General features: G+C 70.4%; 19 protein-coding genes. 4 read left to right on the plus strand and 15 right to left on the minus strand.

What is annotated here, in order from left to right:
* The first annotated feature begins 63 nt into the window (after positions 1 to 63).
* Positions 64 to 1,116, plus strand: a complete 1,053-nt coding sequence (locus D7223_RS27940) for a fatty acid desaturase family protein (protein WP_120731777.1) — start codon at positions 64 to 66, stop codon at positions 1,114 to 1,116.
* Between the two features lie 42 nt (positions 1,117 to 1,158).
* Here the strand turns inward: D7223_RS27940 and D7223_RS27945 are convergent, their stop codons facing one another.
* Entirely contained in the window at positions 1,159 to 1,929 is a 771-nt protein-coding gene (locus D7223_RS27945) for a hypothetical protein (RefSeq protein ID WP_120731779.1), read from the minus strand.
* Between the two features lie 220 nt (positions 1,930 to 2,149).
* Here D7223_RS27945 and D7223_RS27950 point away from each other — a divergent pair, with 220 nt between their 5' ends.
* Positions 2,150 to 3,319: an FHA domain-containing protein gene (locus D7223_RS27950; RefSeq protein ID WP_120731782.1), complete on the plus strand. Its 1,170-nt coding sequence runs from the start codon at positions 2,150 to 2,152 to the stop codon at positions 3,317 to 3,319.
* 64 nt (positions 3,320 to 3,383) lie between these two features.
* On the opposite strand, the gene rocD is transcribed toward D7223_RS27950, so the two are convergent.
* The 4 genes from rocD to D7223_RS27970 form a co-directional block, all read right to left on the minus strand.
* Positions 3,384 to 4,598: an ornithine--oxo-acid transaminase gene (gene rocD / locus D7223_RS27955; RefSeq protein ID WP_186832350.1), complete on the minus strand. Its 1,215-nt coding sequence runs from the start codon at positions 4,596 to 4,598 to the stop codon at positions 3,384 to 3,386.
* Positions 4,595 to 5,410: a dimethylargininase gene (gene ddaH / locus D7223_RS27960; protein WP_186832446.1), complete on the minus strand. Its 816-nt coding sequence runs from the start codon at positions 5,408 to 5,410 to the stop codon at positions 4,595 to 4,597. Before ddaH ends, rocD begins: the two co-directional genes overlap by 4 nt.
* Positions 5,411 to 5,782: 372 nt before the next feature.
* Positions 5,783 to 6,655: a DMT family transporter gene (locus D7223_RS27965; RefSeq protein WP_238162258.1), complete on the minus strand. Its 873-nt coding sequence runs from the start codon at positions 6,653 to 6,655 to the stop codon at positions 5,783 to 5,785.
* A gap of 315 nt (positions 6,656 to 6,970) precedes the next feature.
* Complete coding sequence (locus D7223_RS27970; RefSeq protein WP_120731786.1) at positions 6,971 to 7,327, minus strand: hypothetical protein; 357 nt, start codon at positions 7,325 to 7,327, stop codon at positions 6,971 to 6,973.
* A gap of 637 nt (positions 7,328 to 7,964) precedes the next feature.
* Here D7223_RS27970 and D7223_RS27985 point away from each other — a divergent pair.
* Together D7223_RS27985 and D7223_RS27990 are read left to right on the plus strand one after the other, a co-directional pair.
* Positions 7,965 to 8,849, plus strand: coding sequence for a helix-turn-helix domain-containing protein (locus D7223_RS27985; RefSeq protein ID WP_120731792.1), 885 nt, complete (start codon positions 7,965 to 7,967; stop codon positions 8,847 to 8,849).
* Complete coding sequence (locus tag D7223_RS27990) at positions 8,846 to 9,043, plus strand: DUF397 domain-containing protein (RefSeq protein ID WP_120731794.1); 198 nt, start codon at positions 8,846 to 8,848, stop codon at positions 9,041 to 9,043. Before D7223_RS27985 ends, D7223_RS27990 begins: the two co-directional genes overlap by 4 nt.
* A 78-nt stretch (positions 9,044 to 9,121) precedes the next feature.
* On the opposite strand, the gene D7223_RS27995 is transcribed toward D7223_RS27990, so the two are convergent.
* From D7223_RS27995 to D7223_RS28030, 10 genes are all read right to left on the minus strand, one after another.
* On the minus strand, positions 9,122 to 9,364 hold the full coding sequence (locus tag D7223_RS27995) for a hypothetical protein (RefSeq protein WP_120731796.1): 243 nt from the start codon (positions 9,362 to 9,364) through the stop codon (positions 9,122 to 9,124).
* 61 nt (positions 9,365 to 9,425) lie between these two features.
* On the minus strand, positions 9,426 to 10,688 hold the full coding sequence (locus D7223_RS28000) for a tyrosine-type recombinase/integrase (RefSeq protein ID WP_120731799.1): 1,263 nt from the start codon (positions 10,686 to 10,688) through the stop codon (positions 9,426 to 9,428).
* A gap of 1 nt (position 10,689) precedes the next feature.
* Positions 10,690 to 11,403 carry a recombinase family protein gene (locus tag D7223_RS28005; protein ID WP_120731801.1) on the minus strand — a complete coding sequence of 238 codons (714 nt, stop codon included), beginning with the start codon at positions 11,401 to 11,403 and terminating at the stop codon, positions 10,690 to 10,692.
* The gene (locus tag D7223_RS28010; RefSeq protein ID WP_120731803.1) at positions 11,400 to 11,957 is read right to left on the minus strand and encodes a helix-turn-helix domain-containing protein; all 558 of its coding nucleotides are present in this window, start codon (positions 11,955 to 11,957) and stop codon (positions 11,400 to 11,402) included. The genes D7223_RS28005 and D7223_RS28010 overlap by 4 nt, the downstream gene beginning before the upstream one ends.
* Before the next feature lie 373 nt (positions 11,958 to 12,330).
* Positions 12,331 to 12,864 (minus strand): hypothetical protein, encoded by a 534-nt coding sequence (locus D7223_RS32600; RefSeq protein WP_147252687.1) that lies wholly within the window; start codon positions 12,862 to 12,864, stop codon positions 12,331 to 12,333.
* 121 nt (positions 12,865 to 12,985) lie between these two features.
* A complete protein-coding gene (locus D7223_RS28015) occupies positions 12,986 to 14,125 on the minus strand; it encodes an AAA family ATPase (RefSeq protein ID WP_120731805.1) in 1,140 nt (379 codons plus the stop codon).
* Positions 14,122 to 14,832, minus strand: coding sequence for a hypothetical protein (locus D7223_RS28020; protein WP_147252688.1), 711 nt, complete (start codon positions 14,830 to 14,832; stop codon positions 14,122 to 14,124). The genes D7223_RS28015 and D7223_RS28020 overlap by 4 nt, the downstream gene beginning before the upstream one ends.
* A 301-nt stretch (positions 14,833 to 15,133) precedes the next feature.
* A complete protein-coding gene (locus D7223_RS32605; protein WP_147252689.1) occupies positions 15,134 to 15,496 on the minus strand; it encodes a PH domain-containing protein in 363 nt (120 codons plus the stop codon).
* Positions 15,497 to 15,565: 69 nt separating this feature from the next.
* Entirely contained in the window at positions 15,566 to 15,775 is a 210-nt protein-coding gene (locus D7223_RS28025) for a hypothetical protein (RefSeq protein ID WP_120731809.1), read from the minus strand.
* Positions 15,772 to 16,275, minus strand: coding sequence for a hypothetical protein (locus tag D7223_RS28030; protein ID WP_120731811.1), 504 nt, complete (start codon positions 16,273 to 16,275; stop codon positions 15,772 to 15,774). Before D7223_RS28030 ends, D7223_RS28025 begins: the two co-directional genes overlap by 4 nt.

Consider the following 16,275-nt stretch of genomic DNA (forward strand, 5'->3'; position numbering starts at 1 on the left):
GGGTAACTTCGGTTACGGAGCGTGCCGGGTGGCGCGCCGAGGGCCAAGGACCGGGAGTCGGGCATGACACGTTCACTGGTGGCGGAGCCTCCGGCACGACGCGGGAGCGACTACTCCGAGCTGTCCCGCCGAATCCGCGCCGCCGGGCTGCTGACCCGCCGACCGGGTCGGTACCTGACCCGGATCGTCCTCACCTTCGGCGTCTGGCTCGCCGTCTGGGCGGTGGTCGTCCAGGTCGGCGACTCGTGGCTGCAGGTCGGCCTGGCCGCGGTGCTGGCCGTGGCCACCACCCAGGTCGCGTTCCTCGGACACGACGCCGGGCACCGGCAGATGTTCCGCCGACGCGGGCCCAGTGAACTGGTCGGCCTGGTCGCCGGCAACCTGGCCGTCGGGCTCAGCTACGGCTGGTGGGTGGACAAGCACAACCGGCACCACGCCAACCCGAACCACGCCGACTCCGACCCGGACGTGGGGGCGGGCGCGCTGGTCTGGACGTACGAGCAGGCGAGCGCGACCCGCGGCCTCGGCCGGTGGGTGGCCCGCCGGCAGGCGTGGTTCTTCTTCCCGATGCTGCTGCTGGAGGGCCTCAACCTGCACGTGGCGAGCCTGCGGGCGGTGTTCGGCCGGGCACCGGGCGGCGGGTTCGTGACGCCGATGCGGCACCGGGCCGTCGAGGCGCTGCTGCTGGTCGTGCACACCGGGGCGTACGCGGGGGTGCTGCTGGTGACCATGTCGCCGCTGAAGGCGCTGGCCTTCGCCGCCGTGCACCAGGGGCTGTGGGGGCTCTACATGGGGTGCGCGTTCGCCCCGAACCACAAGGGCATGCCGATGCCGGACGGCGACGACGACCTGGACTTCCTGCGCAAGCAGGTGCTCACCGCCCGCAATGTCCGGGGCAGCCGGTTCGTCGACGCCGCGCTCGGCGGGCTCAACCTCCAGATCGAGCACCACCTCTTCCCGAACATGCCCCGGGGGAACCTCCGCCGGGCCCGGCCGATCGTGCGGGCCTACTGCGCGGAGCAGGGCGTCCCGTACGCGGAGACCGGGCTGATCGACTCGTACCGGCAGGCGTTGGCGCACCTGCACGAGGTGGGGCGACCGCTGCGCGGGCGGTGACCCCGGCGAGCGCGGGGTCACCGCCCGATCGGGCGTGGTCGCTCAGCCGGCGAAGGTGTCCAGAAGTTCGGTCGGCATCTCCTGGACCTCACTCGCCGGCGGCGTCCGCACCGTCACCGGGGTGCCGAAGTCCGCGTACCGGGTGCTCATCTTGCCGAAGCTCTCCACCAGGGTGCTGGTGTCGACGACCAGTTCGGTGAGCCGGCCCTCGGCGTCGACCGTGGCGGTGAACGGGACGGCCTTCGCCTTGTCGCCGAACGCGGCGATGTCCTTGTCGTCCGCCATCGTCCTGGTGTAGTCGAGCGTGCCGGCGTAACCGCCCGCCGCCGTCCGCTCCACCGCGACGACGCTGTTCACCAGCTTGTTGACCCCGCCCGGGTCCCCGTCGGGCATGAAGTTGAACGGGCTGTCCTTGCTGACCTTGCGCATGTCCAGGTGCATCCACTTGTCCGACGAGGACTGCTGGGCGAGCAGCCCGCCGCTCATCTTCAGGTAGACGTCGTCACCGGTGGAGAGCACCTGGAACTTCCCCAGGGTGCCCATGTCGAGCGTCATGTCGGAGGTCTTCGTCGCCGGGTCCATGGTGCCGGATCCGTTGAGCAGGGCCGAGGTCATCGTCACCCGCATGCTCTGCTTGTTGAGCTGCTGAGCGGCGGCGGTCAGTTCGCCGAGCGCGTCCGCCGGGGCGGTGCTGGTCGGTGCCGCGGCGTCACCGCCAGGGCCGGCGTCGGTCGTGGTGCCGCAACCGGTGAGTCCGAGACCGAGTGCGGCGACGAGCGCGACCCCCGTGGTCGCCAGCCGTCGATGGATCATGGGATGTCTGCTCCTCGTGAGGGGGCGGCCGAATCGACACCGATCGGTCGGAGCCGGGCCGGGGGCCAGCCTAGCCACCCCGTTCCGGCCGCGCGTCCGGTTATCGCGGCCGACCTCCGGCGAGCCGACCGGGTCGGCACGCCAGCGCTGGTAGGCGCGGTGCCGGTACCCCCCGGTAGGGTCTGGCACGTCGGATCGAGGATGTGGTGGGGAGCGCTCGATGAGATTCGAGATCAGCAAGGTGCTGGACGCCATCGAGGGTCGGGTCTGCACCGACCCGTCGCTGGCCCGCGCGGTTCTCGACCTGGCCGAGGTGATCCGCTACCAGGACATCGACGGCGGTCGGCCGGCGAGCCTGCTGCGGCTCGGCATGGTGATCGACGCGTTGGCCCGCCAACTGGAGGAGGACAGCGTTCCGGTCTACGCGGTGGTGCACCGCGCGCTGCTCTCCGACGCCGACCTGACGTCCAACGAACGCATGGTGGTGCGGCGCTGGGCCGACGACGGCCTGGTCGAGGTGCTCGACAATCCCGGGGACCGGATGCTGGAGGTGGCCGACCTGCTCGGCCTGCCGGTGCTCACCCGGGCCCGGTTCGACGGCCTGCGCGGCCGTTACCCGTGGGTGACCGACCAGCCCGGCCGCGTCGTCGCCCCGGTTCCGGGAGCCGGCGGACCGGTCTTCATCGCCCACGTCGGCGGCGGGAACAGCCCGGTCGCCGGGCAACGGTCGCCGGCCGGCGTCAAGCTCCTCACCCGCCACTGGCGGTGCCCCGAGTCCGGGTGCGCCCTCTTCGGCGGTGGTGGCGGCGGTGGCGCCTTCGCCGACCTGGCCCAGGTCGTCGAACGCAGCCCGGCCGCACAACCGCCGCCGACCCTGCGTCAGGGAGCGCCGACCTGCCCCCGGCACGGCACCCGGCTGGGCGACCAGGGGCCCCGGCCCCACGCCGAGGTGCTCGCGGTGCGCATCGGCGGCCTGATCCGGCGCCGGTTCGTGCTCACCGAGGAGCAGCCGGTGACGATCGGCCGGGCACCCGAGGAGGACGGCGGCATCATGCTCGGTCAGTGGCTCAACGACGAGGCCCGCCGCTGGATCAGCCGCGGCCACGTGCGGTGCGAGCTGCGGCGGGCGACCGCCGCCGGCCGGAGCGAGATCGTGGTGACCGACGTCAGCACCAACGGCTCGGGCTTCCGGCCGGGCGGCTCGATGGCGGAGGCGGACCGCATCCCGCTGGCGCCGCAGCAGTCCCGGGTCCTCGGTCAGGGCGACATGGTCGAGCTGTACCCGGGCGTGCAGATCGGCCGGCCCGACGACCTCCCGGCGGGCGCGCCGTACACCCCGGCCTCGGTGATGGCCGAGGCACCCACCATGGCCATGCGCCTGCCCCGCTGAGGGCGCGCGACGCGAGCGGGCGCCGGGACCGACGGTCCCGGCGCCCTTTCGGGTGTACGACTCCTCAGCCGGCCAGCACGGCGGCGAGCTGCGCCACCGCGTGGTCGATCTCCGCCTCGGTGATCACCAGCGGCGGGGCGAGTCGGATGGTCGAACCGTGGGTGTCCTTGGCCAGCACCCCCCGCTCCATCAGCCGCTCGCACGCCTGGCGACCGCTCATCAGCGCCGGGTCGATGTCCAGGCCCGCCCACAGCCCGCGCACCCGGACGGCCACCAGTCCCTTGCCGACCAACGCCCGGAGACCGGCGTCCAGCCGCTCGCCCAGCTCGGCGGACCGGCGCTGGAACTCGCCGGTGGCCAGCAGCCGGACCACCTCGGTCGCCACCGCGCAGGCCAGCGGGTTGCCGCCGAACGTGGAGCCGTGCTGGCCGGGCTTGAGCACGCCCAGCACGTCGGCGTTCGCGGCCACCGCGGACACCGGCACGATGCCGCCGCCGAGCGCCTTGCCCAGCAGGTACATGTCCGGCACGACACCCTCGTGGTCACACGCGAACGTGCGACCGGTCCGGCCCAGACCGGACTGGATCTCGTCGGCGACGAACAGCACGTTCCGCTCGGTGCAGACCCGGCGTACGCCCGGCAGGTAACCCTCCGGCGGCAGCACCACGCCCTGCTCACCCTGGATCGGTTCGAGCAGCACCGCGACGGTGTTCTCGTCGATCGCCGCCTCCAGCGCCGCGAGGTCGCCGTAGGGGACCACGGTGAAGCCCGGCGTGTACGGCCCGAAGTCGGCCCGCGCGTCCTCGTCGGTGGAGAAGCTGACGATGGTGGTCGTACGCCCGTGGAAGTTGCCCTCCGCGACCACGATGTTGGCCTGGCCCGGTGCGACGCCCTTGACCTGGTAGCCCCACTTGCGGGCCACCTTGATGCCGGTCTCCACCGCCTCGGCGCCGGTGTTCATCGGCAGCACCAGGTCCTTGCCGCACAGCGCGGCCAGTTCCCGGCAGAAGTCGGCGAACTGGTCGTGGACGAACGCCCGGCTGGTCAGCGTCAGCTTGTCCAGCTGCTCGTGGGCGGCCTGGATCAGGGTGGGATGCCGGTGGCCGAAGTTCAGCGCCGAGTAACCGGCGAGGCAGTCGAGGTAGCGACGGCCGTCCACGTCGGTCACCCAGGATCCCTCGGCGGAGGCGACCACCACGGGCAACGGGTGGTAGTTGTGCGCGGTCCACCGTTCCGCGTCCCGGACCGCACCCGGCGTCCGCAGCATGTCCTCGATCACTTGCTCGCCTTTCCCTGACGGAGTCGCAACGTGCAGCACTTCGGGCCGCCGCCGGCCTTACGCAGCTCGGACAGGTCGACGCCGATGGTCTGGTAGCCCCGGTCGCGCAGCTTCGCGGCCAGGTCGGTGGCCTGCGCCGGCAGCACCACGTGCCGGCCGTCGCTGACCGCGTTCAGGCCCAGCACCTCGGCGTCGGCCATGGTGGCGTGCACCGCGTCCGGGAAGAGCCGGCGCAGCACCGCCTGGCTGCCCGGCGAGAACGCCTCCGGCAGGTACGCCACGGTCCGCTCGTCGAGCACCGTCAACGCGGTGTCCAGGTGGTAGAAGCGCGGGTCGACCAGCTGCATGGTGATCACCGGGTAGCCGAAGACCTCCTGCAACTGCGCGTGCGAGGCGTGCGCGGTGCGGAAGCCGGTGCCGGCGAGCAGGTGGTCACCGGCCAGCAGGACGTCGCCCTCGCCCTCGTTGACGTGCTTCGGGTCGTACATCTCGAAGCCGGCGGCCTCGAACCACGCCCGGTAGGCGGGTGCCTCGTCGGCCCGCTGCGGGTCCCGGAACTGCACCGCCATCGCCCGGTCGTCGATCACCGTGCCGCCGTTCGCGGCGAACACCATGTCGGGCAGGCCGGGCACCGGAGCGATCTCCTCGACGGTGTGGCCCAGTTCCCGGTAGATCTCGCGCAGCCGCTCCCACTGCCGGATCGCCAGGTCGGCGTCGACCGGCGCGGCCGGGTCCATCCACGGGTTGATCGCGTAGTCGACGGCGAAGTACGTCGGCCGGCACATCAGAAAGCGCTGGCTGGTGGCGTCCATCGTCATTGTCCTGCTCCCAGGGGTCGGGCGCGCCCGGCCACCTTCGGCCTGCGGGCTGGCGCCGTTGCTCAACGTTATGCGCCCCTGGCGGAGGGATCCACCGCCGGAACTTGCGGAAGCCAGCCGATCGTTGCGTCTGGCAGGTGTGGCGCGACGTTTCGTTGCGTCCGGTGTCCCGCCCGCCGTTCCACCGCGAGGAAGGGGTACCGACGGACTCCGGGGGACGCGGGGCGCGGACGCACTTCGGGGGCGGCGAACCGCCGCCCCCGAAAGGATGTGCGCCCGGCTGGTGAACCACCAGACTGGTCGGGCTGGTCGCCGGTGAACCACCGGCGCTCGCCGGCGCATCGCCGGCGAGCCGAACAGTGCCCGCTAGAAGCGGTCCACAAACTGTGAGTCGAGCCACTCGCGGAGCCGGGCCACCCAGTCGCCGTCGGTGGTGGGCCAGTCGAACTGGCCGGTCATGGCCAGCACGCCGAGGACCACCGCACCGAGGCCGGCGGCGATGCCGAGCAACGCGTCGGTCTTGCCGGCGATGTGCCGACGGCGGGTCGCCCTCAGGCCCAGCACGGCCAGCACCGCGCCGAGAGCGCCGAGTGCGATGCCGTACCCGGCGAGGGCGCCGGTGAGCACGAAGAGCGCGCCGGCCACGCCGATGACCAGGCCGAGGGTGGCCAGCAGGCTGGCCCGGGGCTTCGGGCCGACGACGGCGGGCCGCTCGACGCGGTCGTCGACGCCGTCACCGTCCCGGTCGACGACCGGTGCCGGCGTACGGCCGGTCGCGGGCACCGCCGTACCGTCGCGGTCGTCCACGCCGTCGCCGTCCCGGTCCACGGCGGGCTCGGGTGCCCGGGGCCGTTCGGGCGCGGTAACCCGGGCCGCGGCGGCGTCCCGGTCGAGGTCGGCGGTGCGGCCGTCGAGGGTGCGCTCCGTCATCGGGTCGTGCGGGTCGGTGGCCTTCGGCTGCCGACGGACGTCCCCGTCCGGGCGGGCGGTGGCCGCACGGGCGACGGCGGCCCGCCGGGCCGCCCGCTCCTCGGCGCTGCCCTCGGTCGCGGTGGCCGCACCGCTGCGGTACGTCGTCTGCTCGTCGTCGCGACCCGTCACCGTCGGCGGGTCGATCCGCCCGGTGTCGTCGGCCCGGCCGGTGTCATCGGCCCGGCCGGTCTGGTCGGCCCGGTCGGCCTCGTCCGCGCGGGTACGGGCGTCCACGTCGTCGTTCGGCGCCGGCTCCGACCGGCGCAAGAGGGAAGGAATCCTGACCACAACACACCTCCTGGTAAATGCGTTGGCGGCCGTCCAGCGGGTGGCGCCGACGCGTGACACGGTTGAGGTACCCATCCGCGACCTCCGCGACACCCGGTGACGGACCGGGTGGACCGTCGGGGGCGGTGACCCGGAGGCCGGGCTACCGTTGCCGGCGTGCCAGAGGGACACACCATCCGTCTGTAGAAGGCGGTATGCGGACCGACAACCGGCTGTCTAGCAGGAGAAACGGCCGTTGACCGTAACCGCTGACCGCACCCGGCCCCACCTCGGACCCACATTGGCCACCCGTGCTCAGCCGTGGCCAGCCGTACGCCGACCAGGGCTCGCCCGGCGCTGCGGGGTGGCCGGCACCCCGGCGGGGCGGCGATCTTGGCGCACGTTCGGGATGGCAGCCGACCGCGTCGGCTTGCGTGGCGTGGGCGCGGGGCGCTGCACCCGCAGGCCGACCGGCTGCACGAAGATCGACCGTCGGGCCACCGCGTCGCCCGCCGCGTTCAACTCGTACACGTCGAGCCAGCACCACCCGTCATAGGTGATCCAGTCGAGCACCCGGATCACCCGGCACATGATCGGCCTGATGAACTGGACACTGGCCGCGCGCGTCACGTGCACCAAGTCGCCGGGCTTCGGTGTCGTCACCGTGTCCATCCGAGGAATCGCGCGTGCAACGACCCGGCCGCTACCCATGCCAGATCCTCAGCGGCCCACGCAAAGTACGAGCCCATGTAGATCGTCAGAGATTCAGGTGCCCCGTCGAACTCGGCGCGCAACTCCTGTCGTCGCGTGGGGCAGGGCCAGGGCAGGGAGCAGCCGCCGCACGTCCAGACCGGCAGTACCGGCCCGTGCGTGGTCATGCCTCACCGCCGGGCCAGTGCCCACGGTTGATCGGGATTCGGTGGCGGGCTCGGCAGGGCAGTTCCGCGCCGCAACGGCACACCCTGCGCCAGCGCGCCCAACTCCAGATCGGCCGGTGCCGACGGGCCAGCGTCAGCGCGGCAGCCATCAGATACTCGTCGTACGTCACGCGCATCGGGGCGTCCTCCCGAGAAATAGCGCCGCCCCGCCCACGCACAATTCCGCAGTGAGCGAGACAGCGGGCTATTGTCAGCGCCATTCCTGACGCCGCTTATGACCGTGCGGTGGTTGACAGCATGTGACACGGTCGGCACCTTGCGCAACGCTCGATGGCGCTCTATTCTCGTGCCGCATTGACGCGCGAGGAATGGAAGAGAAATATGTGCGGGAAGAAACATCGGCTGTTGCAGGAGGGGCGCGGTGATGTTGCATGACGGATGAAACAAGCGGGTCCACCGTCCCCCGCCGTCAGCTCGGAAGACTCCTCACGCAGCTACGCGAGGACGCTTCCGTTTCACTCGACACCGCAGCCGAGGGGCTGGACTGCTCCCGGCAGAAGGTCTGGCGCATCGAGAAGGGGTTGGTGCCGGTCCGAGTGGTGGATGCCCGCGTGATGTGCGAGCTGTACCGAGTATCGGAGGACATGAAGGCGATCATCACCGGCCTCGCGAAGGAGACTCGCGCTAAGGGTTGGTGGCACTCGTACGGTGATGTCGTCCCTTCGTGGTTCTCGTTATACGTCGGGCTAGAATCGTCGGCCTCCGTGCTGCGCCATTACGACGCCGAGTTAATCCCTGGACTTCTCCAGACTCGCGAGTACGCTACCGAGCTATTCCGCCGGAAGGCTCCAACCATGAGCGGGGAGGAGCGGGAGAAGCTTGTGGAGGTGCGGTTACAGCGGCAAAACATCCTCGTGCGGCGGCTGCCCAGTGCGCCCACGCTGCGAGTGGTCCTGAGCGAAGCCGTGCTGCGGCGCACCATCCCGGATCGGCTGGCGATGGCCGGGCAGTTGCGGCACCTGCTCGACGTAGCTGCGCTGCCGAACGTGAGCCTGCGCGTCCTCCCGCTGGCTGCCGGTCCGCCGCTGGCCAGCGAGACGGGTACCTTCGTCCTCCTGGACTTCCCGCAGGCGTTCGGCCGGGCATCGACTGAGCCGACTACCGTCTACCTTGAGAACATCACCGGCGCGCTGTACCTGGACAAGCCGGCCGAAGTGGCCGCGTACGTCCACGTCTGGTCTGACCTGGAAGCACTCGCGTCGGATGAGGCAGAATCAGAGAAAATGATCAAGACGATCATCGAGGAGCAATCATGAGTGACCTTGCCGGTGCCGTCTGGCGCAAGAGCACCCGCAGCGGCGGGAGCGGCGGCAACTGCGTCGAGGTGGCCGATAACCTGCGTGGCGTCGTGGGCGTACGGGACAGCAAGGACAAGACCGGGCCAGTGCTCACGTTCGGCCCTGACGCTTGGTCGGCCTTCGTGGGCCAGGTGCGGCACGGGCTGCGCTGAACGCAATCGGGGCCGCCTACCCCACTGGCAGGCGGCCCCGAATCGACCGTTACGCGCGACCGCTGCGCCCGGTTCGGGTCACTGAAGCCGCCTGCCTCTCCCCTTGGGAGGCGCGATGTCGTCCCATGCTCTCGTGTAGTTCAGCGCCCAGTCGCCGCCCACCCCCTGCGGGGTTAGCGTCTCCTCCTCTAGCGCGTCTAGCGCCGCCTGCCGCACCTTGTTGACGACCCGCCGCATCCGCGCCTCGCTCGCGTTCCCGCCGCCCGTCAGGTCGATCCACAGCCGGATGTCCAGAGTCTTGGCCACCGCATCGTTCTCCATCGAGCCTCCTCAACTTGTGGGAAGACTTTAACGAACTTCTAAATTTTTCTCAACGAAAACGTTAGACCGCCCGGCGCTTGCGGTACGCGGCCAGGTCAACGACGCCGCCCGCTGTAGCCGACGCTGCGGGCTGAGCGGGTGCCGGCTCGGCCGTGGCTGCCCGCTGGCGTGCTTCGGCGCGCAGGGCGGCGAAGGCGGCCGACACGTCGCGCCGGGCGTGGTCGAGGACATGCCCATACACGTCCAATGTGATCGACGGGCGGCTGTGCCCTAGCCGCTTGCTGACGTACTGCACATCCCCGTTCGTGATCAGCAGCATGGCCGACGCGTGGTAGTGCCGCAGGTCATGGAATCGAACGCCCTTCATCCCGAGGGAGCGCATCAGGGGACGCCAACAGCGCTCGTTGAAGTCGTTCTGCCGGTACGGGGTGCCGCCGATCCCGAAGACGAAGTCATCCGGGGCCATCCCCTCGACGTGGGCGGCGAGGCGGCGGCACAGGTCCGCGTTCAGGTCGTCCACCACCCGGACGCCCGCCTTGCTCTTGGGCGTGCCGAGGGTCAGCTTGCCCTTGATCTCCTGGCTCGTCTCCTCCACGGAGAGCAGCCGCGCGGCGGTGTCCAGCCGATGCACGCGCAGCCCTGCGAGCTCACCCGCTCGGCAGCCGCTCTCTACGGCCAACTCGACCAACAGTCGCCAGCGGTCCGGCCGGTTGCTCGGCGCGTCGGGCACGGCGGTCACGATCTGCTCCACGTCCGGTGGCTGTAGGACGATCTCAACGCGCCTGCTCCTCAGCTTCGGCTTGGCCACCTGTAGCGCGGGGTTCGTCTTGATGTAGCCGCTCAGTACGGCGTGGCCCATCACGCCGCGCAGCACGTGCACCACGTGCCGGACGGTGGAGGGTGCGTAGGTTTCCATCAGCTCACCCACCAGTCGGCTCAGCTCGTCGTACCCGATCCGGCCGACCTGCGCGGCGTGCAACGGCTTGCAGTGCTTGTCGTACCTCGTCCGGTAGCCGTACTGCGTGCTCGGCTTCAGTCCGCGTACGTGCGGGCTGGCAAGCCAGGCTTCGGCCACGTCGGCAAACCGCACCTCCCCGGCGCTCTTGGGGATGAACTGCCGCTCCTGTACGTCGATCCGCGCCTCATTGATGGCCGCGCGGGCGGCTGGCTTGGTGTCGTAGGTGCCGACGTTGCGCAGCTTGCCCAGGGCGTCATGGATTCGGGCTTCGTACTTCGTCACGGTCCGGCCGTCCTGGTACGTGCGGATGACCTTTCGGACGCCGGGGACGTCCGTGGCGGTGCGCTTGATCTTCGGCCGGGCCATGTCAGCCCTCCTCCTTCGTCTGCGAAGCGGCGGTCTGCGATTGGCTGGCTTCGAGCGCGCTAGCGGCGACCAGGTCGAGGCGGTGACCGCTCAGCAACCGCCGCACGGTGGACGGGTGCCAGTCGCGACCGCCCACGGTCGGCACAGCGCGCCTAGACAGTTCGGCGGCTATGGCGCGGCACCCCATGCCCTCTACGTCGGCCAGCGTGGCGACCAGGGCCACCACGTCGGCGCTGTACTGCCGGGGTCGGCCGAGCCGTACGCCTTGGCGCTTGAGCGCCTGGAGCCCTTCGCTGGTGCGCTGGCCGATCAGCTCGCGTTCGAGCTGCGCCCATACGGCTGCCATCCCGGCGAACGCCCGGCCGTACGGCGTGGACAGATCGAACCGCGGATCAAGGACGACGAGGTTCCACTTGCGCTTCTGGGCGCGCTCGACCATCGTCGCGAAGTCGATGACGCTGCGGCTCAGGCGGTCGAGCTTGGCGACGACCATCCCGGCGTACTCCCGCTTGTCGAGCGCAGCCAGCGCCCGGCGCAGGTCCGGGCGGTTGGTGTCCTTGGCGCTGTAGCCGGGGTCCCCGAACCACGTCAGGTCCCAGCCGTTGCGGTCGCCCTCCTGCTGAATGGCGTAGCCCTGCGCGTCCATGCCGTTGCCGTCCTCGGCCTGCTCCTCGGTGCTGACGCGTCGGTAGCCGATCATCGGGATGCCGCTCATGCGTCGTCCCCGTCCTCGGCGCCGAAGAGGACCTCGGTGACGTCCTCCGCGTACAGGTCGTCATGCAGCCCGTCGGTGATCTCGTCCATGAGCGCCAGGGTGGTCAGCGCCCGGCGGACCGTGGCCTTGCTGGTGCCGCACTCCTCGGCCACCTGCCGCACGGTCGCGCCCTGGTCGACGCGCAGCCGGTACCACTCGGCCACCTCCAACGCGTCACCGGTCAGCCACGGCAGCCGGCGGGTCGTGCCGTTGGACCGCAGGCGGTACAGCTTGACCGTGCCAGCGGCGCAGGCGGCGGCGAGCGGACTCGGGGCGGCGGCGTCGTCCTCTTCGTCCTCTTCGTCCGTGGGCGGAGCGGGCGGGGCGGAGTCCTCAGCCTGCGCCGGGTCAGCCGATGCGGGCTCCTCGGTCAGCGGCTCCGGCCCGTACGGCGCAGCGGCCATAGCCGGGGCGGGAACGGTGTGGTCGGCCACCGGGGCAACCGGGGCGGGTTCGGGCGTCTGGGTCGGGATGGGGTCGGTTGCCTCGGCGGCCGGGGCGGCGGTGGCTTGCATGGCTGGCCCTTCCGGGTAGTTGACGCTCCCATCGAGCGCCTTCGATGACCAGCATGCAGACGAACGCGAGAAAAGTTCAGGACTCTGCGGGGACGAGTCGTCACCGTCTCCCGGCGCGCGGCTATAGGCGCGGCAGCCGTGGCACCAGACCAGGTCACCGGCCAGCGGTGGCGGGTCGTAGTAGGTCACGTGTCCGCAGGCGAGCGCGGCAGCCGGAGCCGTGGGGCCGGGGCGTGGGCGAGGCAGGGCCGGGTGTCGTCCGATGCGTCGTCGCCGTTTGGCGTCCGACCGGCGAGCGACCCGGCCCATGCCTCTCCTTACCGTGCGTAGTTGGTGACCTGTCCGCGTTACCGGCGCATCGCGCGACGCCGGTCTACTCGTCGGGGTCGTCCTCGTCGTGCTGCGCGTAGCGGTCGTGTCGCCAGGGCGGCACCTCGTCGCCCTCGCCGTTGACCACGTAGGCGAAGACGCCTTCCCACTTCGGCGTCTCCACTTCGACCTTGGAGCTTGGACCGAGGCCGGCGCGGTCGAGGATGGCCGTTGCCGCCCGTGTCCGGTCGGAGTCCTTCGGCGTGCTTCGGACAATCTCCCCGAGCGCAGAAAGAGCGGGGTCGACGAGTTCCAGCAGTCGCCGCGCGGCTGCCTTGCGGACGTTGGCTGCGCTCGCGCCGTGGGACACGCAGACGCCGGTGCCGGGGACAGCAGCCTTACGGCACGGGTCGCCGGTCTGGGAGCTGTGAGCGTGACACTTGCCGCAGGTCGGGCACGGCTGCTCCTTGGCCACGTTCTGATGATCGGTACACATCTCCCGGCCCTTGGTGTCTAGGGGGACGTCGCGTCCATGGGTGGACGATTCTGGGGCGGCGGGCGGGCGGCGAGCGCGCCTGCGCTTCGGTTCGGTGGTCATCTCATCTCCTCGATTCGTTTCCCAAGGCCAGCCCGCAGCCTGTCTGTGTATAGACACAGACAGACAGGCTTGCGGTGGCTTGTCTGTCTGGTGTGCAGACGGGCCAGACAAACCAGACAAGCTAGGGGAAGAGGCGTCTTTCTCCCGGCTTCAATTCCGCCGGATAGTGATGCTTGGTGTTGTTCTTGCCCGGCTCCACGCGGATCAGGTCGAGCTCAACCGCCTTCTGGATGGCTTGGTTCTTGTACTTCGTGTCACCGGGCAGCCGCTCGCGGAGCTTGCCGCTGTTGATGCCGGGGTTCGCCTCGACGAGGGCAACCACGCTGGACACCAATCCGTCGGTCCGCCCCTGCGCGCGGCCAACCATCGCGGCGACGTGCAGCGAGTTGTCTTCCGGGGAGAACCCAATCTGCCGCTCGGCCAACCCGACGCCCCGGCCGTCCGCCCGTAGGTACCGCTGCCCGTGCTTGCGACCGTCTTCCTTGACCTCGAACTGCTTCGTGTACAGCCAACGCACATCAGCCCAGTCGTCCACCGAGCTCGCGCCGCGTACGTGCTCGCCGCCTTCCTCAGCCTCGCCGCGCCCCGTGTGGGCGGGCAGCCACAGATCCACGACGCCCGACGCCTCCTTGAGCGGGTCCACGCAGTCGAGCAACCACATGCGGGCTTCGCTGTTGTCGTTCTCGTTGCGCAGACGGGCAGCCGCGCCGAACGGGTCCAGGATCAGCCCGGTGCAGTCCCGCTCAGCCAGCCAGTCCGCCGCCCAGTCGAACGCCCGAGGGCTGCGCAGATCGAACCGCTTGCCGCGCAGGTGCAACACGCAGACACGCTCGGGATGACGGATGCCCAGCGGCCGGGCGTAGTCCAAGAACTGCTGTTCGGTCAGCTCGTAGTTGAAGATGGCCAGGTTGCCGCCATCCGTGCTCATCTCGAACTCGTCCAGGAACGGTTCGTCATCCGCCCAACTGCGAGCCAGGTTGAGGATGAGCGTCGTCTTGCCGACCTTGTACTGTGCCGCGATCAGCCCGTTACCGCCGCGCGGGTGTAGCTCCTTGATCGTGTACTGCAAAGGCTCCTGCGGCTTGGCCAGCATCTCGGCCAGCGTGCCGCCCGAGTCCGGCGGGATGAACTCCGCATCGGCTCTCTTCTCTTCGTGCTTCCGCCGCGCCCACTCCCGCGCCTCCAGTTGTTCCAGCGCGGTCTGCCGCAGCTTGCGAGCCCTGACCCGGCCGTCGGTCTTCGGAGTGATGGGCGCGGTCACAGCGCACCGATCCAGCCGTAGCCGTGCTGCGCGGCAATCTGCGCGCTGTACTGCGCTGCCTGCTCGCGTAACCGCTGCTCGTTGACCACTCGCCAGTCACGCCGCCCGAGCCCGGCCGCGTAGTGGTCGGCCAGGTCGTTACCGGCAGGGCTGCGGAGGACCTTGATCTGTTCGCGTGCGAGCCCGGCGTACTGCATCAGCCCGTCCAACCGGCAGGCCGCGTCGTAGTAGCCGGGGATGTCCCGGTCCGCCACCACGTACACGTACGCCGCACCCATGAGCCAGCGGCACTGTTCGGGATAGACCTTCCCTGCGCCGCCGTGGTGGCTGGTGGCGATGAGCCCGTGCTGACGCGCTACGTCGGCGTCCTTCTCGCCTTCCACCCACCAGACCGCGCGCCCCTGCCGCACGGCGCGCAGCACGTCCGGCAGCCGGTACAGGTACGCGTCGGCGTTCCACGGCTTGCGTGGCGACCACGACCGCTCCCCACGTGGCTGTCGGTAGAACAGTTCCTTGTCGCGGCCGTCGCCTTCGACCAGGCGGTACCGCAGCTTCTGAAAGATTAGCTCGCCGTACTGGTTGTGGAAGTCATACGCGCAGACGAACTCCAACAGTCGGCCGCGCCGCTTGATGAGCCGGGCGGGAGTGGGCCGGGCCAGCGGGATTGGACCGCTGGCCCGTTGCCGAGGGGTGCTAGCGTGTGTCACGGATACCTTCTTCCTTCCGAGTAGGGGCGGCCCGCCAGCCGCCCCTCTCGCTATTCGCGGGCATCGCGGCCGGCTAATTCGCGCGACGCGCGAGCCCTGCGCCGACCCTCAGCTAGAGCGCGACCCTGCGCCGCGCGCTCCTCCGGGGTGGCCCTCTCCCAGCGCTTACGAGCCCCGGCGCGACCAAGCGCGCTCAGCGCCGCCCGCTCCTGTTCGGTCAATTCGATTTCCGCCATTGCTTCTCCCTCAATGGACATTTGCCGCTAAATAAGCTACAGAGCCCGCAGCCCTCATCCGGCGGTCATTTATTAGCGCGCGGCAATGGCACGAGAAGCAGACAGTTGTCGGGATCGTCAAGCAGGCGGGATAGCGCCTCATCCACATAGGGCAGCACAGCCGCGACATCATCGCCGTGCGCCCCGTACCAGTTGCTCGCAGCCCAGCGGCGCACATCGGCCAGCGGCCAGACGCGCCCGTGCGGCAGGCCCAGAAGGCTGCCAGGCCGATAGACACACTTGGCCCGGTAGTCCCGGCGCAGTTGTTCGGCGGCCCGGCTGAGCGGCCCTGCGCTGGTCAGCGCCAATGCGACGACGCCGTGAGTACGATTCATCCTGCGTATATCCCGGGCGCAGGTTGGTAGGCTTGCCGTGGCAGCGATGGCCATCTTGCACCTTCCTTCCGCGTCGGCGGGCCGGTCTTCCCATCCCAGGAACCGGCCCGCCGACGATTGCGACTACTTCTGACGACTGGCGAGCCAGGCGGCCCAACTCGCCGGGTCAACCCTCAGGACGTTGAGCCGGAAGGCGTTCAGCTCCTTGGAGGCGATGGCGCGCCGGATGTACCGGCCGCGCACGCCGTATTCCTCTTCCAGGTCGGCCACGGTGGGCCAGCCAGCCGCGACCTTGGCTCGGGCCAGGACGTCGGCGGTCGTCTCGGTGTTCATCGGTCCTCCGGGTGGTCCGGCGTGGGGCGGGTGAAGATGAAGTGCAGCGGCTTGACCGCCCGATCCAGGGCAGCCACGCACCCGCCGCACAGCGCCAGCGCCACGATCTGCGGAGGAGCGGGCACGGGCAGCCAGGCCACCACCGGAGCGGCGAGGCTGCGGCAGCGGTCGCACTTGTCGCCGTCCGTGGCCACCGACCGGATCACCGCGTCCAACGCCGTGGCGTCGGTCTGGTCGGCTGGCTTGGCGGCAGGGTCGAGCCGCACCTGAGTCCCGGTGACGAGCAGGTACGACTGACCCCAGAGGCGTTCGTCCGGCGGGTACTCCCCGGCCTCGGCCCCGCCGTGCAGCGCAGCCCGGATCAGCTCATCCACCCGCCGGTCATGGTTGGCGAGTCCGTTGGTGGGGTAGGCGCACAGCGCCCACCGCTTCGCCGCGAGGTCCCCGTCCATCGCCGCGCGCAGGCTGGCTCGGTGGGTCTCCGTGGAGATCGCGTCCAT

The sequence above is a fragment of the Micromonospora endolithica genome (genome assembly GCF_003626595.1).
Lineage (GTDB): Bacteria > Actinomycetota > Actinomycetes > Mycobacteriales > Micromonosporaceae > Micromonospora > Micromonospora endolithica.